Genomic DNA, 23,012 nt, shown 5'->3' with positions numbered 1-23,012 from the left:
ATCAGCGATAACCGATATAGAAGGTGATGGCGCAACAACACTTAAATAAAACGTATGCTTAACAGAAGAAACTTTTTAAAGAATGTAGGTGTGACCGGTTCATTGTTAGCGCTGCCGGCGGCAATAGTGAATGCAAAGCCTTTGCTGCGGGAGAATAATATTGACCTTTCTACAGTGTCGCTCAGGGGCAAGGTGCTATGTGAGGGAAAAGGCGTGGCGGGTGTGCCGGTGACAGATGGGATTAATATTACGCTGACAGATAAGAATGGTGGGTATGAGTTGCAATCAAATGGTACGGCGGAATTTGTGTATATAAGTGTGCCACGAGGGTACGCGTTTCCGGAGGAGCGGAGTATCGCTGCATTTTATCAGGCTATTCCAAAGAACAAGCCATCCTTTACGGCTGATTTCAAATTGGAGAAGTTGAAGGTGGATGATACAAAACACACCTTTGTGGTTTGGGCCGATCCGCAGATGAAGTCGCAGAAAGACGTGGATCAGCTGTTGAAAGAGTCTGTGCCTGATTTGCAGGGGGTGATTAAATCTTATCCCAAGGATACGTTGATACATGGTATTGGTTGTGGGGACCTGGTATGGGATGAGTTTGAGTTGTATCATGGTTATCGCAGGGCGGTGGAGTTGTGTGGGATTCCTTTCTTTAATGTGATTGGTAACCATGATATGGATAATGAGGCGAGAACGGATGATGGTTCTGCTAATACATTTAAGTCTCATTTCGGGCCTACTTATTATTCATATAACAGGGGAGAGGTCCATTACATTGTGTTGGATGATGTGTTCTTTTTGGGAGAAGCTAAAAATTACATAGGTTATCTGACAGAGAATCAATTGCAATGGCTGGATCAGGATCTGGCGCAGGTGAAGGCGGGAAGTATGATTGTATTGAGTTTGCATATACCGACTTATACCGGACAGGCGCGGAGAGAGGGGAAGAAGGATGAACCGGGAGGTGGTACGGTGGCGAACAGGAAGAAGTTGTACAAGATGTTGGCGCCTTATAAGGTGCATATAATGAGTGGGCATACGCATTTCAATGATAATTGGGAAGAGGGGGATATCATGGAGCATAATCATGGAACGGTGTGTGGGGCCTGGTGGACAGGACCGATTTGTAGTGATGGAACGCCGGCAGGGTACGGGATCTATGATGTGGATGGGACGGATATAAAGTGGGTGTATAAGGCTACGGGGTTGCCAAAGGAGAAGCAGTTGAGGATCTATGAGAAGGGTCGGGTACAGGCTGCGCCTGATGAGGTGGCGGTGAATGTATGGAATTGGGATAAGAAGTGGAAGGTGGAGTGGTTTGAGGATGGGGTGAGTAAGGGGGAGATGGAGAGGCGTGTGGCGTATGATCCATGGGCGGTGGAGTTGTATATGGGGCCGGAGTTGCCGAAGAAGCATAAGTTTGTGGAACCTTCATTGACGGATCATCTATTTTTTGCAAATCCATCTGCATCGGCTAAGAAGATAATGGTGAGGGCAACGGATAGGTTTGGGAATGTGTATGAGGAGAGTATGTAATTTTATATGAAAAGATTTTTTTAAAGGGTGGTCAGGAATTGTGCATTCGGCACAATTTCTGACCACCCGCATTTCCCGGAACGGGTTATTTAGTATGCGTAACTTCAGGAACCGGCAATCCTGCTACCGGCACCAGGTCCTCTTTATGAATGAATAACGAAATTGAATGCCCCTTCACCTGCACTTTATACCCTGCTGCATATGTATTCTTATCCTCCGTTTTCCACACACTGGTATCCAGGATCCGCTGCCACTCCTTTGCATACTTTTCTACAGGCAATGCAAACTCAATTGCATCGTGATGTGCATTGAAAATGATATAAAAAGAATCATCCACCATTTTTTCACCCACCTCATTCACGCACCTTAATCCTTTCCCGTTTAAATAAATAGCAATTGATTTCGCATAATATTCTTTCCAATGGTCCTCCTGCATCTCCGCACCATCCGGCAGGAACCATCCAATATCTTCCACTCCTTTAATAGGAATTCCCTGAAACCATCCCGGCCTTGCAAAAACAGGATGATCCTTCCGCAACTGAATTATATTTCTCGTAAACTCCTGCAATTGCAGATCCTGTTTCTCCCAATCCAACCATGATATTTCATTATCCTGACAATACGCATTGTTATTCCCATACTGCGTATTACCCGATTCATCACCCGCTACCAGCATAGGCACTCCCTGTGAAAGGAATAAGGTTGTAATAAAATTTCGCTTGATCTGTGCACGGATATAATTGATGCCTTCATCATTGGTATCACCTTCCGTACCCCAGTTAAAAGAGTAATTATCATTCGCACCATCCCTGTTGTTTTCGCCATTACTTTCATTATGCTTGTCATTATAAGAGACAAGGTCATGCATGGTAAAGCCATCATGGGCGGTAATGAAGTTGATACTAGCCGTTGGCCTGCGATAATCCGCCTCATACAAATCCGGGCTTCCTGTAAACCGGAGGGCAAACTCAGCCAGCATACTATCATCACCTTTCCAGTATCCCCTGATACAATCTCTGTATAGACCATTCCATTCCGCCCAGCCGGGAGGAAATTTTCCTACCTGGTAGCCACCTTCTCCCACATCCCAGGGTTCTGCAATTAACTTGACCTGACTGATCACCGGGTCCTGGTAAATAATTTCAAAGAAAGCACTCAGGCTGTTCACCTCATGTAGTTCCCGTGCTAATGCAGCAGCCAGATCGAAACGAAATCCGTCAATATGCATCTGCTCTACCCAATAGCGAAGGCTATCCATAATGAGGCGCAGTACATTTGGTAACTGTGCATTCAGTGTATTGCCTGTGCCGGTATAGTCCATGTAGTAACGCTTATCTTCAGTAAGCCGGTAATAACTGCAATTATCCACTCCTCTGAAGCTCAGTGTCGGTCCCATATGGTTGCCTTCGGCAGTATGGTTATAAACGACATCGAGGAATACTTCAATACCAGCTTTATGAAGGGCTTTGACCATTTCTTTGAACTCGGTTACCTGCTGGCCTTCGATACCGGAAGAAGAATACCTTGCATCAGGGGCAAAATACCCGATGGTATTATATCCCCAGTAGTTAGTCAATCCTTTCTCTACCAGGTGCCTGTCGACTACAAAGTGATGTACCGGCATTAATTCAACCGCCGTTACGCCTAGTTTTTTGAGGTAATCGATTGTTACCGGATGACCGATAGCAGCATATGTTCCGCGGATCTCTTCAGGAATGTCCGGATGCATTTTTGTAAAGCCCTTTACATGCATCTCATAGATGATGGTGGCATTGTAGGGGATTTTTGGACATTTATCGTTTTCCCAGTCAAAGGCATCATCGACCACTACCGATTTCGGAATATATGGTGCGCTGTCAGCGTCGCTGAAACTCAGGTCTTCTTCCGGGCTGCCTATCTGGTAGCCAAAGAGGGAGTCGTGCCAGTTGATAGTGCCTGAGATGGCTTTGGCGTAAGGATCTAAGAGTAATTTATTTTCATTGAAACGGCTGCCTTCCTGGGGATTGTATGGTCCACTTACGCGGTAGCCATACAGTTGGCCGGGTTGCAGGCCGGATACATGCACATGCCATACCTGATGAAACCGCTCAGTCATTTTGATTCTTTGGGATTCTTTTGGGTCTGAGGGGCTGTTGAACAGGCAGAGGTCTACACCGGTCGCATAATCGGCATAGATGGCGAAATTTACGCCTTTATTATCAGGAGTTGCGCCTAATGGATATGGACTACCAGGGGCAATATGGACTGGTAGTTGTAGGGTTTGTGGACTGTTCTTCATTAATTTATACAGCAATTAGTTCTAGGGCATAAGGTGGTAAAATTCATGCCATTACAATCGTTATTCATATAATAACTGGCAATTATTGCAAAAAAATGATCTTCGTTTGGTGGTGCCGAGGTATTCTTTATTGAAAGCTATATGACAGCGGGGGCAGGTTTTGCGGGTGTGGGCGAGCCAGTGTTGTTTTAGTACAAAAGTTTTTTCCATTCCAGGAAATCGAAGCTGTACTGACGGGCTTCCTGTATGAGTTCTTTCTTCTTTTTAAGGGGTAATTTCCCCACTTTGCTGAGGGGTGGATGTGGTGGCGGTGATTTTTTAAGAAATACATTTTCTATAAGATCTGTCAGATGAATTTTTGTAGTTTTTTTAATACCTGCTGCATATTGATTCCTTTCCCTAATACTCCTTTCAGTAAATCCCCTTCTTTTGCAATTCTATCAGGCATATTGAAGATATCAAAGTGTTGGATAGTTAACCCTTTTCTGACCTCTTCCCATTTGAGTGGGGCAGACACGGTGGCGCCTGGTTTAGGCCTTAGAGAGTAAGCAACCGCCATGGTTTGGATTTGCCTGTTTTGAAGGAAATCTAAGTAAATCTTTCCTTTTCGTTTATTAGGAGAGCGTTCAATACTTGTAATGTCAGGTAGTCTTTTATTGATAACCTGGACGATGAGTTCTGCGAGCATTCGGGATTGGTCAAATGTATACTTTGCACCAAGTGGGATGAGGATGTGCATGCCGGTAGAGCCGGAAGTTTTGATGTAGGAATCAGCGCCTACATCATCAAGTAGCTTTTTTATTTCGAGTGCGGTTTGAATAACTTCGTTGAAGTCATTGGTGTCTGGATCGAGATCGATGAGGCAGTAGTCCGGATTGTCTGGTTTTTTAATGCGGCTATGCCATGGGTTGAGTTCGATGCATCCCAGGTTGGCCATATAGAGTAGGCTGGCTTTGTCTTTGCAGACTAAGAAGTTTTTCGTTTCGCCATCTGATTCGCTGATGTAGGGGAAGGTTTGGATCCAGTCGGCAACTTTGTCTTCTACATTTTTTTGATAGAAGTGGAAGCCTTTGATACCGTCGGGAAATCTGTTGAGGGATTGCGGGCGGTCGATGAGGTAGGGGAGGATGGTATCGGAAATGGCTGCGTAGTAGTTAAGCATGTCTCTTTTGGTGATGTTTTCATCTGGCCAGTAGATTTTGTCAAGGTTGGTGAATTTTAGGAGTTTACCGTCTATTTTGATTTCGACTTCGTTTTGATCTTCCGGGAGGAGGGTGTTAGTGGGCTTTTTTTTTGAAGGGGATTTTTTAGAAGTAGCTGAAGTTTTAGCGGTGGCCTTTGGGGCAGGGGGTGTTGCTTTTGGGGAGGCAGCCTTTTTAGCAGCAGGTTTTTCTGCAGTCGCTTTGGGTGCAGCAGATTTTTTGGGTGTTGCTTTTTTTGCCGTCAGATTTTCTACTACTTTTTCGGGTTTAGCTGTCTTTTTCATAGTCTTTGTTTTTTTATCAGAAACTGGTGCCGCCACTACTTTTTCCTTCTTCTCATTCTTTGCACTTTTATCTTCTCTCAGGCCAAGAAAAATCGGTTGTCTTAAAATGCCTTCTCTTGTCTCCTCTGCAAATTTCACCTCACATACCAGCTCTGGCTTTATCCATGTAGCCGGCATATTGGTTTTAGGCTTTACTTTAAAGGGAGATTTGTCTGTGACCAAAGGTTGGAATTTCTCATACAATTCCTTCAGTGACTTCGTATCAAATCCGCCTCCTGTATGCCCTATATAATGCAATACGCTATTCTTATACTTCCCTAATATCAATGCACCAAAATGTTTGCGGCTATTTCGGCCGGCGGTATAGCCACAGATGATGGCTTCCGTCTGCAGATTGTTTTTAATTTTTAGCCAGCTATCAGTGCGGCGGCCTAAAGAATAGGAACTATCCGCATTTTTAGCCATTACGCCTTCCAGTCCTTTTTTCAAAGCAGCTTTAAAGAATGCGGTGCCCTGACCGTTTTCTCCAGTGATGTGCTCACTGTACCGTACCAGGTTATTATCCTGTGGTAATACCTGCTGTAATATTTCCTTTCTTTCCAGCAAAGGTAGTTGGGTAATATCCTTGCCATCATACCATAGCAGGTCAAATACATAATAAGCCAGTTGAACGGATTTGCCGGTCTTCAGGTAATTTTGCAGCGCCTGGAAATCAGGGTTGCCATTTTTATTCAATGCCACTATTTCGCCATCAATAATAGCTTTTGCATTCCATTCCTTTAGGGAATCAGCAATCACGTCAAACTTTTCGTTGAAGGAAAGCTGGTTCCTGGATAGCATGGTTACATTGCCTTTGTTTATATAGCTGATAGCCCTGTAGCCATCCCATTTGATTTCATAGAGCCAGTCTTTTTTATCAAATGGTTTTTCTGTGAGGGTGGCCAGCATGGGTTTTATTTTTTTCGGCATAGGGGCTTTTTTGCCCTTTGACAGGAGGGTGGAAAAGTCGCCTGCAGGCGGAGCAGCGATTTTTTTAACAGGAGGGTGAGTTGCAGGATCCTCTTTAACGGGCTTTTTAGGCGTAGATTTCGTTTTGTCGACCTTTTCCTCCCTATTACTCTTCCAAACCATTTCCGGGTCTTTTTCCACCTGCTTAAGTGTCCTGCCAGATAAAACCGATTTCTCTTTCTTTGTCACATCCGCTGTTGCGGCATATTCATCCTTTATCTTCATTAGCAACCATGAATTCTCCCCTCTGCCATGTGTTTTCACTAAGGCAAATTCTCCTTTCAGCTTTTCACCCTCTAAAATAAAATGAAGCTTTCCGTTTTCTATGGCATGTAGTAATTCTTTTTCCCATCCCTTTTTATTAAGCCCGCTTATCTGCGGAACATAGGTGCCTTCATCCCAGACAATCACCGTACCTGCGCCGTAGTTGCCGGCTGGGATTACCCCTTCAAAATCTTTATAATCATATGGATGATCCTCTACCATCATGGCGAGTCTTTTCACTTTCGGATCCATTGAAGGCCCTTTTGGCACCGCCCAGCTTTTAAGTACACCTTTCATTTCCAGTCTGAAATCATAATGTAAATGCGAAGCATCGTGCTTCTGAATTACAAAATGCAATTCCTTATTATCACTCTTGCCACCTGTTGGTTCAGGTGTTTTTGAAAAAGTCCTTTTTTGCTTGTACTTAGCTAAGCTCATAGCGATCAAATTTTAACGGGTCATCATAGCGCCTCTTTAAGGGGAAATCATGATGCCTCCAACCGGGCATCATGGTATCTCATTAACGGGGCATCATGGTATCTTTTTAACGGGTCATTATCGAGCCTCTTTAATGAAAAATCATGATGCCTCCAACCGGGCAACATGGTTTCTCATTACCTGGGCATTATCGTGCCTTCTTAACTGGTAATAACAGTTCCGCCGTTGGGATGCAATATTTCTCCGGAAATAAATGCCGCATCTTCGGAAGCCAGAAAAATATAGCAAGGTGCAATGTCTGCAGGGTGAGCGGCATGTCCGAAAAGGGCATCTTTCCCATAGTCAGGGTCAGCTATGTCATAGACAGATGAATCCCATATTGCGCCTGGCGCCACTCCATTCACCCTGATCCCTTTTTTAATTAATTGGGAAGACAAGGCCCTTGTAAAGTTTATAATGGCTTCCTGGGTGGAAGTATTGATAATACTGCTCCCTATTGCCAGGTGTGGGATGGCATGATTGACGAGATGATATTGCGGAACAAGATTTTCCTGTGCTGCATTGTTTACAAGGATATCGATCTTTCCAAACCTGCTGATCGTTTTATCGACAGCTTGTTTGCAACCATCTTCCCGTGTTACATTACAGGAAAGTAAAAGTGCTTGTTTGCCATATTCCCTGATCATGTCAGCTGTTTCCCTGGCCTGGCTGCCATCATCATTGAAAAGGATAGCAACTTCCGCGCCTTCTTTGGCAAACTGTACGGCAATGGCACGGCCAAGACCAGTGTCTCCGCCCTCTATCAGTGCGACTTTGCCTACAAGACGGTGGCATCCGTCTTTTGCCGTGTCGTATAGAATGAATGGGGAGATGGTTGGTTCCGCTTCGCCTTCTGTTTCGTAATCTCCACAAGGCATTTCACGAATATATTTATATCGGGAATTTTGGGTGATTGTTTCCATAACTCAGTTGTTTTAGGTTTTTTCAATAAAGTAATTTAGTTTTCAAAAAAGCGGCTGTGACTGGTAAGTATTTTTGTGTTTGTCTTACTAACTTCCAGAATTATGCCATTGTGGGGGAGGGCTTTATTTATAACCTTTTAGAAACGTTAAATTTGCTGATAATATGCCAATAGATTATATTTTAGAAATGATAGAGGAGCTGGGAAGAGCCATGAGGGCGATTATAGCTCGTAGAAAGGATCAGCCTGCAAAGGCATTGGAGGAGATCAAAGCCGCGTTTAGTGGGACGAAGTTTGGGAGCAAGGCGTTTTTTGATGGTTTAAGTGCGGAGGAGTTAGAGGTTTTTCTAAGGGAGAAAGAGGTGGATTATAGAGCAGTGGATTATATGGTGGATATACTTTTGGAGGAGGCGGAGATTAATAGGGACCTGGTGTTGGAGCAGTTGGCAATGGAGGATCCTAATGCTGAAAAGGGAGATGCAGATCATGAAATCCGATTAGTAGTGGATAGCCCGGAGCAACTAAAATTACTTGCAAAAATACAGGTGCTGATTGATTACACTTTAGCAGTGGAAGCATCGTTAAAAATATACTCACTGAAGAGAGGGCCGCAAAAAGAAAGGTTGAAAGGTTTATCCTCATAATAGAATAGCAATAAAAAAAGCTCCTGTCACATTCCCCAACATTTGTAAATGTTGCTATGGCATTATCATTGCCGTGATATATGGTAAAAACCAAGTATTATGAGCAAGATTATAGGCATTATCGCTGGGAGCCTGCGCAAAGAATCGTTTTCAAAGAAGATTGCCAATGGATTACTTTCCATGGCTCCGGCGGGGTTTGAGTTTAAAATTATCGCCATTGATGAGCTGCCTATTTACAACCAGGACTTTGATGATCATCAAAGTGTGCCGGCTTCCTATGTGGCTTTCAGAAATGCGATACAATCTGTGGATGGGGTTATTTTTGTGACACCTGAGCATAACAGGTCTATACCTGCGGCTTTGAAAAATGCGCTGGATGTGGGGTCCAGGCCTTATGGGAAAAGTGTATGGAATGGCAAGCCCGGTGCTGTGTTTAGTAATTCTCCTGGTAATATCGGTGGGTTTGGGGCAAATCATCATTTAAGGCAAAGTCTTGTTTTCCTGAATATTCCTGTAATGCAGCAGCCCGAGGTATATATTCAGAAATCTAATGAGCTGTTTGATGATAAGGGGAATCTGAAAGAAGGGGATACTAAAGAGTTTATTGCAACGGCGGTGAAAGCGTATATTGATTGGTTTAATAAAAATGCTTAAGAATATTCTGTCCAACTGGTACCCGAATAAAGAATGGGCGTACCGAAACTTCGGGACGCCCATTCTTTTATAAAAACTATTTCTTCAACTTATCTGCCGCAGATACCCATCTTACTTTCAGATCAGGATCCTTCATATCTTTATCAACCGGAAACATCGGATGCGCTATATGTTTATATCCTAACCGCTCCAAATTCTGATCCACACCACCCGGTGTAAGTGCCAGCAACCAATCTGCCCGCATATTATACAATTCAGGTTCCAGATAGCCAATCTTCACCACCACAATATCTGCTTTACGGGGATTCAATCCTAACCTTGTAAAATCTTTCTCTTTGTGATAAGGTTTCCGTTTCTGTGTCACGATGACGTGTACACTTCCTACCTTCACCACGACTTCTACCGCAGCATCTTTATCACCATATTCAATTGACTCAATAGTACCAGACAGTTTCACCGGCCCTGCAAAACGTGCATCCACCTTAGCACCCGCTTCTGCTTCTATATGCTTGCCCACACCCAGTTCTATGGCTTTCTTTACAAAATCGGGGCCTGGAATACTAGCATAAATCAATGTAGGCCCATTCTCTGATTTAAACTCAGGTCGTGCCAGTATCTGCGTCAATGTCCAGGTTACATCGCCCGCTCCACCAGCAGTTGGATTATCACCAGAATCACTGATATAGAAAGGATGTTTGTCACTTTTCACTGCCGCATCCAGCGCTTGCTGCAAGGTGGCGGTCGGTGCTACAAATTCAAATTGTTTGCGCACATCCCAAAAGCTTTTGGCCAGTTTTTCAGCAGCAATAGTCACATTTTCCTTGTCATCACCTGTTACCATTACTACAGCGTGATTACGTGGTTCATCTGCCCATGCATACCCGATCCAGATCGCAGCATCAATAACACCAGGTTGCCTGGAAGCCGGATCTACCTGCGCATACAGGCTTTTACCGGGTTCTATACGGGTAGATGTTTTTTCGCCCGGCAATAAGATTGGCACTGGAATCCAGGCTTTGTAGGCGGGTTTCCCTTTACCGCTTTTCAGACGTTCTACGAGATTACGTATTGCTCTTTCCTTTGTATCCAGTGCATCTTCGTGAGGCGCCATGCGATAACAGGTAATGAGGTCTGTGTTTTCCGCCAGTCTCCAGCTTACGTTTCCATGCAGGTCCATAGATGTACTGATCAGCGTTTTTGTGCCCACAACTTTGCGGATGCGTACTATAAAATCGCCTTCCGGATCTTCCATGCCCACTACACTCATCGCTCCATGAATATCGAAATACAATCCATCGTAAGGGAGGTGTTTCTTCAATGAATCCAGTGTTTTTCTAACCAGCGACTCATACGCCTCTTTGGTCACCGCACCACCCGGCAAAGCATGGCCCGTAATAGTCGGGAACCATATAGCTGCCTTTCGCAGGGGCGAATCTGCAGACATAAACGGATACGTCCTAAATACTTCATTGCCATACTGCGCCTTGAAAGCCGCTTCGTCTGACGTGGCAGGAGAGAAAGTGCTGGACTCGATAGCGAGACCTGCGATGGCTATACGGGGCAGCTTTTGCTGCGCCATGGCGCCACCCAAGAGGCAATAACTTGCCATTAGAAAAAACACGCGTTTCATAAAATTCACTTTTTAGCATAGATTCCTTGAAAAATAATCAAAAAGTGAAAGCTTTATTAAAAAATTGTGTGAATGGTAGGTCATGTTAGATAGCCAGCTCATATAAGTCGGCATATCTTTTTATTAATAATTTTATAAACCGCTTCAGGTATACCTCATTCAGGAAAGTATTGGACCAGTCCTCATACCGCTGGCACTGAATGCCCAGGTAGAAGAAATACATACTTATACCAAAGGCCGGAATCAATGCCTTTTCCTCTTCTGAGATGGTGGTTATGGAAGAATAACCTTCCAGGAAAGCAGCTACCTTTTCTTTACACACCTCCGTATTTTCTCTTTCTGTACTATGTACCTGCAGGATGTAATAGGCCAGATCATAACAGAGCATGCCATTCCCACAAAAGTCAAAGTCGAAAATGGTAAATTCATCGTTAGCAATATTCATGTTGTCAAACCACAGGTCCATGTGCACAGCACCATTTCTCACCCTTGAGTGATCGATGGTGGCGTATAGCTTTAATAAGTAGTCCTGCGCCTGCTGCATCCATTGCATTTCTTCTGTCTCCAATGGGAGATAACCTTTCAGTCTTTCGAAAGAATCCACTACCATGACAGCGGGGGTATAGTCCACTCTATCCAGTTTGAAATTTTCAGTTACCTGGTGAAGGCGTGCAATGGTCGCACCCATTTTGTAATGGAGCGCTGTTGGGTACTGTAAAATTTTTTCTCCATGGGCATAGGAAAACAGCACGCCATACCGCAAGCCTTCCGGTGCATGCAATAGCTGTACATAGTCGTTGTCAAAATCGGCAATAGGATAGGTTACCGGCATTGCATGTGCGCGCAATAGATTTAACAAACGGATCTCTTCTGCAATATCCTTCTTCGTACGCCAGTTGATGCAATATATCCTAAAGATGTACTTATTGTCACCATCCGTTACGAGATAACTGTGATTCACGCCTGCTTTCAGCAATCTGCAGGTCGTATCACGACTCAAATTATATTTTACCTGAAATAAAGGGACCAGATATTGGGCCGACAAAATGGAACTAACTACTGGAAAATGTGTCATGGTATGAATGGGTTTAAACGGGGCCTGTAAAAGTATATAAAAATCACGTATTTTAGCGCCCTACACAAAACAATAACATGACTTCCAAAATACCGGTAACCATCATTACGGGGTTCTTAGGCTCCGGAAAAACTACATTGATCCGCAACCTGATTCAGAACGCCAATGGCCGTCGACTTGCAGTAATTGTCAATGAATTTGGTGAAATGGGCATTGACGGAGACCTGATCAAATCCTGCTGCTCAAATGAAGAAGACGTACTTGAACTGAACAACGGTTGCCTGTGTTGTACCGTGCAGGAAGAGTTTTTGCCAGTGATGCTGCAATTGATGGATAGAAAAGATACGATCGATCATATCATCATCGAAACTTCTGGTCTTGCACTGCCCAAACCGCTGCTGCATGCATTTAACTGGCCTGACCTGAAATCACAGATCACTGTAGATGCAGTTGTCACTGTGGTAGACCTGGTAGGTCAGGCGACCGGCGAAATCTGTGACCGTGAACGCGTACAGGCGCAGCGTGAGGCCGATGACTCCCTGGATCATGAAACACCGATCGAAGAACTTTTCGAAGACCAGCTCTCCTGCGCTGACCTCGTCGTGTTAACTAAGAAGGATCTGCTGGAAGGATTACAGTTTGAAGAAGTAACAGGTATCATCAGCAACAAACTTCGTCCGAATGTGAAGATGGTGACTGCCAACAATGGCGACCTGTCTGCCGACGTACTGTTAGGCGTGCAGGCTGCTGCAGAAAACGACCTGGAAAGCCGTCACTCTCATCACGAGGAAGATCATGCCAATGGCCTGGATCACCATCACGATGACGATATCGACTCTATCGTGGTAACTGTAACGGCACCGCATACCCCGGAATCACTGGTAGCTGCCCTGAAAGAAATGGTGGCAGAGCATGAGATCTACCGTATCAAAGGCTTTATTGATATTCCAAATAAGCCTATGCGCATGGTATTGCAGGGTGTATCTCATCGTTTTGATCATTATTTTGATCGTAAATGGAAGGATGGCGAAGCCCGCAAAACCAGTCTGGTATTCATCGGCGATGAACTGGTGGAAAAAGACCTGTCCGCACTGTTACACGAAAAGTTAAACTAATATGCACCTGATCCCAACAATCCCCGGTGGGTGGAATCCCAACGGGGATGGGGTCTTCCACATACAGCAATCTATAGGAGACGTCGTATTCCTCTCTGCTGCCGATACGGAGATCCATTCACTGAACAATGCTTACAGGGAGTTACACCAAACCCACCCACAGCTCCCGACCCTGCGAATTGCCAACCTGGTATACCTGAAGCAGGAACTGACCATCGATAAATATGTAGAGGAAGTGATCAGCCATTCAAAGCTGGTGATCTGTCGCCTGTTAGGTGGCAGGAATTACTACCCGTATTTGTTCGAAGCTATCAGCATTGCCTGTGAACAGCAAAATATTCCCGTACTCTTCCTGCCGGGATATGACGCGCCGGATGTAGAATTGCTGAATAATTCCACGGTGGATGTGAAGATTGCTGATACCCTATGGAAATACTGTTGTGCCGGGGGAAAGCATAACCTGAAGAATGGGTTGGCTTATATATTTCATCATTGCTTTGATACAGATTTACAATTCGCTCCCCCTCAGAAAATTGCGGACCTGTTTTTATTTCATCCTGAGAAGGGAATGATACCGCCGGAGGATTATATAGCAGATGTAGCCATCCTTGTTTACCAAACGCATTACCTGGCTGATAACCTGGCGCCGGTGAATTATTTGATAAAGGCGCTGGAGGTGAAAGGACTGAAACCTGTAATTGCTTTTGTGAGTAATCTTCGTGATCAGCATAGTTTGCAGGAACTTGAATCTTTATTGAAAGGAAAGGTAAAAGTGTTGATCAACACGACCAGCTTTTCAATCAAGTCTATGGATAAGGATGAAAGTTTCTTATTTGATAATCTTGATGTACCTGTTATACAGGGCATCTTTGCTGCCTGTACCAAAGAGGTATGGGAGCAGAACCTATTTGGTCTGACACCAGTAGATGTGGCGATGAATATTGCATTGCCGGAGATAGATGGTCGTATTATTACGACGGCGATTTCTTTTAAATCTTCTGTGGGCAAGGATGCGCTGACAGATTCAGATATTCTGCAATATAGTACGCATGAAGAGGGTTGTGATTTTGTGGTGGCTTTTGCAAATAACTGGATACAGCTTGGGAAGAAAAAGCAAAAAGATAAACATATTGCTCTTATCATGCCGAACTATCCCAATAAGGATAGCCGTTTGGCAAATGGGGTAGGATTAGATACACCTGCGAGTATTGTGGAAATTCTGCAGGCATTGAAAACAGCAGGGTATGATACAGGAGATTATATTCCAGCTACCAGCGGGGAGTTAATCACACTCATCACGCATTATGTGACGAATGATACGGATACTACGTTGTATCGTCCTTACCAGATTAGTATCGAGAAGGATCGGTTCCAGGAATATTTTGAGCAGTTAGCACCATTGCTTAAAGAGAAGATCCTTGAGCAATGGGGGCCTTCACAGGAAGAGGATTTTATAATTCCCGGGTGTTTGTTGGGGAATATCTTCGTGAGTATTCAGCCTGCACGTGGTTATAACCAGGATGAGAAGGCTATTTACCACTCGCCGGATTTACCGCCTACTTATAGATATCTTGCTTATTACTGTTGGGTGAATGAGGTGTTCAAAGCAGATGCTTTGATTCATTGTGGCAAGCATGGAAACCTGGAATGGTTGCCGGGGAAGAGTGTGGCATTGAGTAAGGAGAGTTGTTTCCCTGCTGTGTTGTTAAGTCCTGTCCCGCATTTCTATCCGTTCATAGTGAATGATCCGGGGGAAGGAACGCAGGCGAAGCGCAGGACACATGCTATTATAATTGATCACCTGATTCCGCCTATGACGAGAGCTGAGAATTATGGTACGTTGACTAAGCTGGAACATTTGATTGATGAATATTACGAGGCGTTTAGTGTGGATCCGAAGCGTACAGCGGTGATTCGTGCGCAGATCACACAGTTGGTGAAAGAGGCGGATCTGGAAACAGATCTGCAGGCAGCCGTTGCTGATATGGATACGTTGTTGTTGAAGCTGGATGGGTATTTGTGTGAGTTGAAAGAGGCGCAGATCCGTGATGGGTTGCATATTCTGGGAAAGGCGCCGGAGGATGAGCAGTTGATTGATTTGCTGATAGCATTGCATAGGGTGCCAGTGGCGGGGCAGAAGGGGATTACGCAGGTGCCGGCAGAGGAGATGGGGTTAGGATTTGATCCTTTAGGGGGGGATTATGAGGTGGCTTTTGAAAGTGCGCATGTGTTATTTAGGGGATGTAGGAACAGGGGGGATGCGGTGGCTGTGTTGGAGGAGATTGTGAAAGAGATGCTGAAGGGAATGGAGATGTTGCATGGAGAGGGGCTTTTGAAAGGTGAGCGTATGCTGAGTGGTCATCATATCCTACAAGGCGAAGACTTCCATCTACCGGCGACCAAAGCATATTGTGAAAATATCTTTACGCATACTTTACCAAAGATTCAACGCACTAAGGAGGAAATCACTCACCTTTTACACGGTTTAGACGCTGGCTATGTTCCCAGTGGTAGCTCCGGTGCACCTACACGTGGTCGTATGGATGTTTTGCCTACAGGGAGAAACTTCTATTCTGTAGATGTGCGCGCTATACCCACACAGGCCGCTTACAGCCTGGGGGTCAAAAGCGCGAACCTTATCATCAATCGTTACATGCAGGAGCAGGGGGATTATCCTGAATCTATAGGGTTGTCAGTATGGGGTACCAGTACTATGCGTACAGGTGGAGATGACATCGCACAGGCACTGGCCCTTATGGGAGTACAACCCGTATGGCAGGCGGCTAACAGGCGGGTGTCTGATTTTGAGATCATTCCGCTTATTCAATTGAGAAGGCCACGCATCGATGTTATGCTACGTATTTCAGGGTTTTTCAGGGATGCATTTCCGGATGTAATTTCTTTGCTGAATGCGGTGGTAGAAAAAGTGGCTTTACTGGATGAACCGTTGGAACAGAATCCTATCCGCAAGCGCTACCTCGCAGAAAAGCAGGAATGGCTCAATAAAGGATTGGATGAAACCAGGGCACATAAAAGATCTCTATTCAGGGTTTTTGGTTCCAAGCCAGGTGCTTATGGCGCAGGGTTACAGGCAGTGATAGATGAAAAGAACTGGCAGACGAGGGAAGATCTTGCTAAAGTATATATCAATTGGAGTGGGTATGCTTATGGTGCGGACCGCACAGGTGAATCTGCGCATGAGGTATTTGAAAAGCGTTTATCTGATCTGCAAATCGTAATGCATAACCAGGATAACCGGGAACATGATATTCTCGATTCGGATGATTATTACCAATTCCAGGGTGGTTTAGCAAATGCGGTGGAAACTATCAAAGGAGAGCAGCCGTCTATTTATTTTGGCGACCATGCACGTCCGGAGACGCCGCGGATAAAGAGTTTAAAAGAAGAGTTGCTGAAAGTATATCGTTCAAGGGTGGTGAATCCGAAGTGGATTGCTGGTGTGAAGCGACATGGTTATAAGGGGGCATTTGAGATGGCGGCAACAATGGATTATCTATTTGCTTATGATGCAACGACTAATATGGTAGATGATTTTATGTATGAAGGGATTACCCAGGAGTACCTGTTCAATGAAGAGAATCGTCAGTTCATCGAACAGGCAAATCCGTGGGCATTGAAGGATATGACAGAACGTATGTTGGAAGCTATTCAGCGGGGAATGTGGCAGGCGCCAAAACCGGAGACGCTGGAGAAGCTGCAAAGTATGTTTGTGGATATGGAGTAGGTCATTACTGCCCTGACCAGCTTTGAAATTGTGCTGTCAGGGCGTAAATCATTACGGCTTGTACGTCTTTGCTTTTGCAGGATGAAGGGAACAATCATTCCGGCTGTTTCTTTCTTTTGTAAAGAAACAGCTGCCATTTTTCTTCCGCTACTCCTGTCTTGTCCATCTCTGCTCTTGCGAGAATGAAGAACAGATCAGATAGTCTGTTTACATACGCGGGTATATAATCTTCAATGGTATCTACTTTCATCAGCGATACCAGTCGTCTTTCGCCTCTTCTCAATTGTGTTCTTACCACATGGCACAAAGCAGAAATCTCATTGCCACCTGGTAATAAGAAGTAATCAGACTTTGATGTCATGGCAGCTTCCAGTTCATCAATCCATTCTTCACAAAAGGCTGCACCGTCTTCCGGCTTTGGATTCGGGTTTTCCTTTTTACAGTCAGAAGGACGGGCCAGATGCGACATCATGTTCATCATGTCTTTCTGGATCTTATGTAAGCGTGGTTGCCATTCGTGTTCTGGTCCAAGTTTAGCTCGCAACAGGCCGATGGTAGAATTTACTTCATCCAGTGTACCGTAGCTTTCTACTCTTACATCGTCTTTATCTACACGGCTTCCGCCGAATAAGGCGGTCGTACCCCGGTCTCCTTTTTTAGTATAGATCTTCATAATAAGTTGAATGTATAAATTCCTCCGTAATTAATTTTTTCTGACATGATTTCGTTGAGTGGCCGGGCTTCCAGCAGATGTCGTGCTGCACGGATTACGCCTGCATGGGTTACAATAACGATGCGATCCGCGAAGGGAATTGTTCTTAAAAAAGCATCTAGTCTTGCTACCAGTTGTTGTAATGATTCACCTCCCGGAGGGCCCGAAGTGATGTAATTAGCTCCCCAGTGATCCATCAATTGACGATCAATGTCATTCCATTTCATTCCTTCCCATTCGCCAAAATTCAATTCCTTCAGTCGTTCATCCGGGACAAAGTTTGCTGAAAGGGTTTGAGCCAATAACTGACATCTTTGTAAAGGACTGGTATATACTTTGTCGAAACGACCCAGGCCAGCGATGATCTCACTATGCAGGGTTTCATATCCTGCCGGCAAAGGTACATCCAGTTGCCCATAACAAATTCCAGCTTCAATCGCCGGTTGTACATGTCTTACAAAGTATAATTCCATATCGCCAGTAAACACAGGTAAAAAATAAGCTCATTCAATTGTTGTGTAGCCCCCAAACAATCTCCTGTATACCCATCTATCCACTTCTGGAAATACCATCCTAAATACAATGTCATCGTAGCACAAGGAATTACACTGATCCATGCAGCTTCCACACCAAGTATAGTCAGTGGTACGAATCCGGTAACCGTCGCAAATACCAAAGCGCCGATACCGACCGGGGTGATCACGGCACCCACCTTACTGGTTCCATCCAGGCGGGCATACTCCAAAAAACGCATCATAAACAGTGGTGGAACCCTGCTGATTGTATGCCCGCATACATAGATCAAAAAGAACTGATCGGGCAGCAACGTTCCTAGTTTCGCGAGTACGAATATTTTTAATCCAATACTACATACCAGCGCCATCACACCATAAGCTCCAGTGCGGGGATCCTTCATAATCTCCAGGATCTTTTCCTTTGTCCAACCACCACCAAAGCCATCTGCCACGTCTGCCAGTCCGTCTTCATGAAAGCCACCTGTCATCAGCAGTGTGGCTACAATCGAGAGTACAGATGCTACATACGGGTCTTTGAATAGCAAATGCCCCAGATAATATACCGTGGCACCAGTAGCACCTACCAGAATACCTATCAGTGGCAAATACCTGGCGGCACTTTGTAATCCGACAATGGTGTGATGTCCCGCCGGCAAACGGGTGAAAAACATCAAAGCGGCCCTGAAGTACAGGATTTCCCTTTTGATCATGTTAGTCTTTATTAGTTACACCCGCAGATGCAAAGCTGGCCATTTCATTCAGGAATGCTACGGCTGACTGTACCAGCGGATATGCTACAGCTGCACCGGTGCCTTCTCCTAAACGCATACCCAGTTGCAATAACGGATCTGCATGTAAATAATTTAATAATTGCTGATGTCCCTGCTCGTTTGATTGATGTGCAAATACACAGTAATCCAGTATTGCAGGATGTAATGCAGCTGCAACCAGCAAGGCAGCTGTAGTAATAAAGCCATCTACCAGAACAACCATTTTCAATTCAGCGGCTTTCAGCATGGCACCGCAGATCATGGCTACTTCAAAGCCGCCAAAGGTCCTTAGTATTTCCAGCGGAGATTTGATAGCAGGCGTTTGTGTACGCAGGGCTTCGCCCAGGATTGTTTTCTTCTTTTCCAATCCTTTATCATCCAGGCCCGTACCTCTGCCTATGCATTGTTCCAGTGGCAGGTTACATAAAAGACTCATCAGCAATGCAGCAGCCGAAGTATTGCCGATACCCATTTCACCAAATCCGATCACATTACAACCGTCTGCATGTAATTGGCTTACCAGTGATGCTGCACGACTGATGGCGGTGTTACATTCTTCTACACTCATGGCAGGTGCATGGAGATAGCTTTGAGTACCTGGAGCTACTTTTAAGTCAATCAGATCCGGATGGGGAGGAAAGGTATAATTCACACCGGCATCGACAACTTTGATGGTGATCTGGTGCTGGCGGGCAAAAACATTGATACCTGCGCCACCCTGGAGGAAGTTGTATACCATCTGCCAGGTCACTTCCTGGGGGAAAGGGCTTACGCCTTCTTTAGCAATGCCATGGTCACCTGCGAATACAACGATGGTAGGTTTTGTTAATGTTGGCGAAAGGGTGTTTTGAATTTTCCCGATCTGTAAGGCGAGTTTTTCAAGTTTGCCTAAGGAGCCTGGTGGTTTGGTTTTTAAATTGATTTTTTCGGTGAGGGCAGCGTCAAGGTGGCTGTCAGGTGGTGTGATGTTAAATTCGGTCATGTCTGTTTAATTATAATGGGTGGTGCGGAGATTATCAGGGTGGCCTTGTCAGTTTTGTTACTGAGGTGGAGGTGCTGAGATGTCAGGGTTGCCTTGTCAGTTTTGTTACCGAGGTGGTGGTGCTGAGATGTCAGGGTTGCCTTGTCAGTTTTGTTACTGAGGTGGTGGTGCTGAGATTGTCAGGGTGGCCTTGTCAGTTTTGTTACTGTAATGGTAGTTCTGATAATATCAGTGCTGCCAGTTTTATTTAACTGTAATGGCTAGTCCTGATACCATCAGCGTTGCCTTATCCGCTTTTTGTGCGATGTATTGGTTCATCCATCCCTGCAGGTCGACGAACTTCCTGCCGATTTCAGTATCAGCGTGTACGCCCATACCGATTTCGTTGGAGATGATGATGAGATTAAATTCCTGAGCAGCAAAGAGGTCAAATTCTGCTTTGGCCTCCCTGAGTGCGATGTCTATGTTATAATGTGCATCGGTAAAGAAGTTGGTCAGCCACAGGGTGACGCAGTCAAAAACCACGGTTCTGTTGGGCAGTAATAGTTTACTGACTTCTTTCTCTTCTTCTATATTTTCCCATTGATGATCACGTTCCTGTTTATGCAACTCAATCCTTGCCTGGTGTTCTGTATCCCAGATGCGGCTGGTAGCCAGGTAAACAGGGTTTGGGGTCAGCTGCGAGGCTGTCTGCATAGCAAATTTTGTTTTGCCGGACCTTTGTCCGCCTGAAATGTAATGGATCATCTGTTATAAGTTTAAGTAAGTAGCACCAATTCCTTTTGCCAGCTCGGCCGCCCTGCCCAGTTTCACAAAACCACTTTCAATGTTAACGACAGTGGTTGCAGACAAAGTCCGGAGGTGTTGTTTGAAATAAAGGGCCGCGTCCTGCAAACTACCGCCGGTATTGATCTTCCCATCTGTGAAGATGTAAAGTTGTGTCCTGTCGGATGTTTTCATTTGTTGTATAAGTTGCAACCCTGCTTTCAGATTGGTCTTGCCGCCTGACCGCAATTGGGCGATCCTTTCGATAAAACTGGTCGTGTCTGTTGTATAATGTGATACCAGTTGTGCATCGCCCTGTGCAAGGGCAACTGCGCCATAGCGCAGCCGTTTGTGTTGATGCTGCGCAATAGTTTGAGCAATGACTCCCTTAATATAAGCGATCTGCCTGTCTTTGATCATTGAGCCGCTGCTGTCAATTAAAAATAACAAAGACAGGGCAGCTTTTGAAGATTTACGCTGGTATTTTATTTCAGGCTGGCCGGTGAGTAAGTAATTTTTTACTGTGCCGAGCAGATCGCGTGTCTGATGATCATTGCCGATAACGGGAGTGGTCATTACAGGCATTGGCAGGCCCTTTTTACGGCCTTTCGGCCCACCTTTGAGATTTAACCTCTTTTCAGTGCCAGCTGCCTGTAAAAGGTAATTATTTAAATCGTTCTGACCTTTTTCGGCTCCCCCTCCTTATCGCCCGAAGGCTTGCTTTCGCGGGAAGAGCTTTGAGGCGGCGGTGTTTGACGTGAACGGTGGGAGAGGACAAAGTTTTGAACTACATGCACATCTTCTTCCCTTATAGTATTTTGTCCATGAAACGCGGCATGTGCCCTGGCTGCTTTCATCAATAATATATCTGCACGCATCCCTTCCACCTGGTGCCGGATACAAAGGTCAGTGACTACATCATAGGTCTTTGTTGGAATCGTAACCGCGGGTAAAAAATTCTGAGCAGCTACGATCTGCGCTTCAAGCATCTTTTCATGGTCACTATATTTTTTAATAAACTTTGCTGCGTCTGTATCAAAAGCTATCCTGCGCTGTACAATCTCCATGCGCAGCGCTTTATCTGTAGGTGTACTGATATGTACACTTAATCCAAAGCGATCTAACAACTGCGGACGCAGATTCCCTTCTTCCGGGTTCATCGTGCCTACCAGGCAAAAGCGGCTTTCCATCCATTGGGAGATGGTATCTCTTTCCAGATAATAGCCACCGCTTGCCGCCGCATCCAGTAATACATCCATGAGATAATCACTCAGGAGGTTTATTTCGTCTATATAGAGAATACCATGATGTGCTGCTGCCAGCAAACCGGGTTGTATTTCCAGCCGCTTTTCGTTCAGGAGCACATCCAATTTTACATTGCCCAGCACACGATCTTCTGTTGCACCTATTGGCAGGTTTACAAAAGGAATATCCTGCAGGAGATGACTTAGCCCTCTTACAGTGGTGGTTTTACCAGTGCCTTTGTCACCCAGTGCCAGTACGCCTCCCAATCCGGGATCGATCATACACAGTGTCAGCGCTAGTTTAAATTCTTCCTGTCCGCAAATGGCAGTAAAAGGATACGTGATCATACAAAACAATTATATACCCATACACAGCCTACTCCAATTGAGAAGAGGCCGACGATGGCGTTCATTGATTTGAACGCCACCTGATTTCTTTCAATAAAACGGGATACGGAAAATGCCAGTACACAACTATAAGTGGTCATGGCAATAACGATCCCCAAACTTTGCAATACGATAATCCACATGGCCGTACCTGCATCTTTTGATGCCAGTATAAGGGCGATGGCACAGGCGCCGCCTGTACCTGCCAGGCCATGAAGCATGCCTACCCAAAAGCTACGGCTCAGGGGATTCATGGCGATTTCCTGCCCTTGTTTGCCATGGATGTGCAGGGCATTGTTCAGGTGGTCGTGCGCTGCAAATTCCTTGTGGGTAGCCATCAGTTTTTTCAACTGGTGGTTGCGGCGGATGGCGGAAATTCCCAGCCATATCATGACGGGGCCTACCGCCATTTCAGCATAGGCGGATATATTCACAGGCAAAGCCGATTTCAATAATAAAGCGAAAAAGCTGAAGAGGATCAAAGAAACGGAGTGACCTAATGCCCATTGGGAAGATCGCCAGATGAGTTTGCGGAGACTTAGTTTGTTGTTCGCTTTTTCAGATGCCAATACTGATACGGCGGCCATATGGTCCGGTTCAAAAGAATGTTGTACGCCTAATAAAATAGAATCTGTTAATAAAAATCCAATCATATTATATTGTCATTCGCATCAATCAATAGTATTTCAAAACCTCGCTGGCAGGCAATTAAATTTTCATATGCATCAATCAACAAAATTTCCAATCATCACTACCAGCTAATTATATTGTCATTCGCATCAATCAATAGTATTTCA

At 45.0% G+C, this 23,012-nt stretch carries 18 protein-coding genes; 5 read left to right on the top strand and 13 right to left on the bottom strand.

Annotated features, from left to right (window positions below; all coding sequences use genetic code 11):
• Positions 1–54 precede the first annotated feature (54 nt).
• Entirely contained in the window at positions 55–1,542 is a 1,488-nt protein-coding gene (locus SIO70_RS22250; RefSeq protein ID WP_320574443.1) for a calcineurin-like phosphoesterase family protein, read from the top strand.
• An 85-nt stretch (positions 1,543–1,627) separates the two neighbouring features.
• Here the strand turns inward: SIO70_RS22250 and glgX are convergent, their stop codons facing one another.
• The 3 genes from glgX to SIO70_RS22235 all read right to left on the bottom strand — a co-directional run bounded on the left by glgX (position 1,628) and on the right by SIO70_RS22235 (position 7,978).
• On the bottom strand, positions 1,628–3,820 hold the full coding sequence (gene glgX / locus SIO70_RS22245; protein WP_320574441.1) for a glycogen debranching protein GlgX: 2,193 nt from the start codon (positions 3,818–3,820) through the stop codon (positions 1,628–1,630).
• A 346-nt stretch (positions 3,821–4,166) separates the two neighbouring features.
• Positions 4,167–7,016, bottom strand: a complete 2,850-nt coding sequence (gene ligD, locus SIO70_RS22240; protein WP_320574438.1) for a non-homologous end-joining DNA ligase — start codon at positions 7,014–7,016, stop codon at positions 4,167–4,169.
• Between the two features lie 200 nt (positions 7,017–7,216).
• Entirely contained in the window at positions 7,217–7,978 is a 762-nt protein-coding gene (locus tag SIO70_RS22235) for an SDR family oxidoreductase (RefSeq protein ID WP_320574436.1), read from the bottom strand.
• 163 nt (positions 7,979–8,141) lie between these two features.
• On the opposite strand from SIO70_RS22235, the gene SIO70_RS22230 reads away from it, so the two are divergent.
• Both SIO70_RS22230 and SIO70_RS22225 read left to right on the top strand, forming a co-directional pair.
• The gene (locus tag SIO70_RS22230) at positions 8,142–8,621 is read left to right on the top strand and encodes a hypothetical protein (protein ID WP_320574434.1); all 480 of its coding nucleotides are present in this window, start codon (positions 8,142–8,144) and stop codon (positions 8,619–8,621) included.
• 99 nt (positions 8,622–8,720) lie between these two features.
• On the top strand, positions 8,721–9,275 hold the full coding sequence (locus SIO70_RS22225; protein WP_320574432.1) for an NAD(P)H-dependent oxidoreductase: 555 nt from the start codon (positions 8,721–8,723) through the stop codon (positions 9,273–9,275).
• Positions 9,276–9,351: 76 nt separating this feature from the next.
• Here SIO70_RS22225 and SIO70_RS22220 read toward each other — a convergent pair whose 3' ends face one another.
• Positions 9,352–10,905: a M81 family metallopeptidase gene (locus SIO70_RS22220; RefSeq protein ID WP_320574430.1), complete on the bottom strand. Its 1,554-nt coding sequence runs from the start codon at positions 10,903–10,905 to the stop codon at positions 9,352–9,354.
• Positions 10,906–10,990: 85 nt separating this feature from the next.
• Positions 10,991–11,980: a phosphotransferase gene (locus SIO70_RS22215; RefSeq protein WP_320574429.1), complete on the bottom strand. Its 990-nt coding sequence runs from the start codon at positions 11,978–11,980 to the stop codon at positions 10,991–10,993.
• A gap of 77 nt (positions 11,981–12,057) precedes the next feature.
• On the opposite strand from SIO70_RS22215, the gene cobW reads away from it, so the two are divergent.
• Positions 12,058–13,095, top strand: coding sequence for a cobalamin biosynthesis protein CobW (gene cobW, locus SIO70_RS22210; protein WP_320574427.1), 1,038 nt, complete (start codon positions 12,058–12,060; stop codon positions 13,093–13,095).
• A 1-nt stretch (position 13,096) separates the two neighbouring features.
• Complete coding sequence (gene cobN, locus SIO70_RS22205) at positions 13,097–16,840, top strand: cobaltochelatase subunit CobN (RefSeq protein ID WP_320574425.1); 3,744 nt, start codon at positions 13,097–13,099, stop codon at positions 16,838–16,840.
• Positions 16,841–16,934: 94 nt separating this feature from the next.
• On the opposite strand, the gene SIO70_RS22200 is transcribed toward cobN, so the two are convergent.
• The 8 genes from SIO70_RS22200 to SIO70_RS22165 form a co-directional block, all read right to left on the bottom strand.
• On the bottom strand, positions 16,935–17,513 hold the full coding sequence (locus SIO70_RS22200; RefSeq protein ID WP_083726373.1) for a cob(I)yrinic acid a,c-diamide adenosyltransferase: 579 nt from the start codon (positions 17,511–17,513) through the stop codon (positions 16,935–16,937).
• Positions 17,510–18,025: a histidine phosphatase family protein gene (locus SIO70_RS22195; RefSeq protein ID WP_320574421.1), complete on the bottom strand. Its 516-nt coding sequence runs from the start codon at positions 18,023–18,025 to the stop codon at positions 17,510–17,512. Before SIO70_RS22195 ends, SIO70_RS22200 begins: the two co-directional genes overlap by 4 nt.
• Positions 18,007–18,777 carry an adenosylcobinamide-GDP ribazoletransferase gene (locus SIO70_RS22190; protein ID WP_320574420.1) on the bottom strand — a complete coding sequence of 257 codons (771 nt, stop codon included), beginning with the start codon at positions 18,775–18,777 and terminating at the stop codon, positions 18,007–18,009. The genes SIO70_RS22195 and SIO70_RS22190 overlap by 19 nt, the downstream gene beginning before the upstream one ends.
• Before the next feature lies 1 nt (position 18,778).
• Complete coding sequence (gene cobT / locus SIO70_RS22185; RefSeq protein ID WP_320574418.1) at positions 18,779–19,819, bottom strand: nicotinate-nucleotide--dimethylbenzimidazole phosphoribosyltransferase; 1,041 nt, start codon at positions 19,817–19,819, stop codon at positions 18,779–18,781.
• A 243-nt stretch (positions 19,820–20,062) separates the two neighbouring features.
• The gene (locus SIO70_RS22180) at positions 20,063–20,566 is read right to left on the bottom strand and encodes a bifunctional adenosylcobinamide kinase/adenosylcobinamide-phosphate guanylyltransferase (RefSeq protein ID WP_320574416.1); all 504 of its coding nucleotides are present in this window, start codon (positions 20,564–20,566) and stop codon (positions 20,063–20,065) included.
• A 3-nt stretch (positions 20,567–20,569) separates the two neighbouring features.
• Positions 20,570–21,169: a vWA domain-containing protein gene (locus SIO70_RS22175; RefSeq protein ID WP_320574415.1), complete on the bottom strand. Its 600-nt coding sequence runs from the start codon at positions 21,167–21,169 to the stop codon at positions 20,570–20,572.
• 83 nt (positions 21,170–21,252) lie between these two features.
• The gene (locus SIO70_RS22170) at positions 21,253–22,176 is read right to left on the bottom strand and encodes an ATP-binding protein (RefSeq protein WP_320574413.1); all 924 of its coding nucleotides are present in this window, start codon (positions 22,174–22,176) and stop codon (positions 21,253–21,255) included.
• Positions 22,173–22,868: a hypothetical protein gene (locus SIO70_RS22165; protein WP_320574411.1), complete on the bottom strand. Its 696-nt coding sequence runs from the start codon at positions 22,866–22,868 to the stop codon at positions 22,173–22,175. The genes SIO70_RS22170 and SIO70_RS22165 overlap by 4 nt, the downstream gene beginning before the upstream one ends.
• Between the last annotated feature and the right edge of the window lie 144 nt (positions 22,869–23,012).

It is taken from the genome of Chitinophaga sancti, assembly GCF_034087045.1.
Classification (GTDB): domain Bacteria; phylum Bacteroidota; class Bacteroidia; order Chitinophagales; family Chitinophagaceae; genus Chitinophaga; species Chitinophaga sancti_B.
Note: the sequence above shows the minus strand (reverse complement) of the source record. Positions and strands in the feature narration are given on the sequence as shown.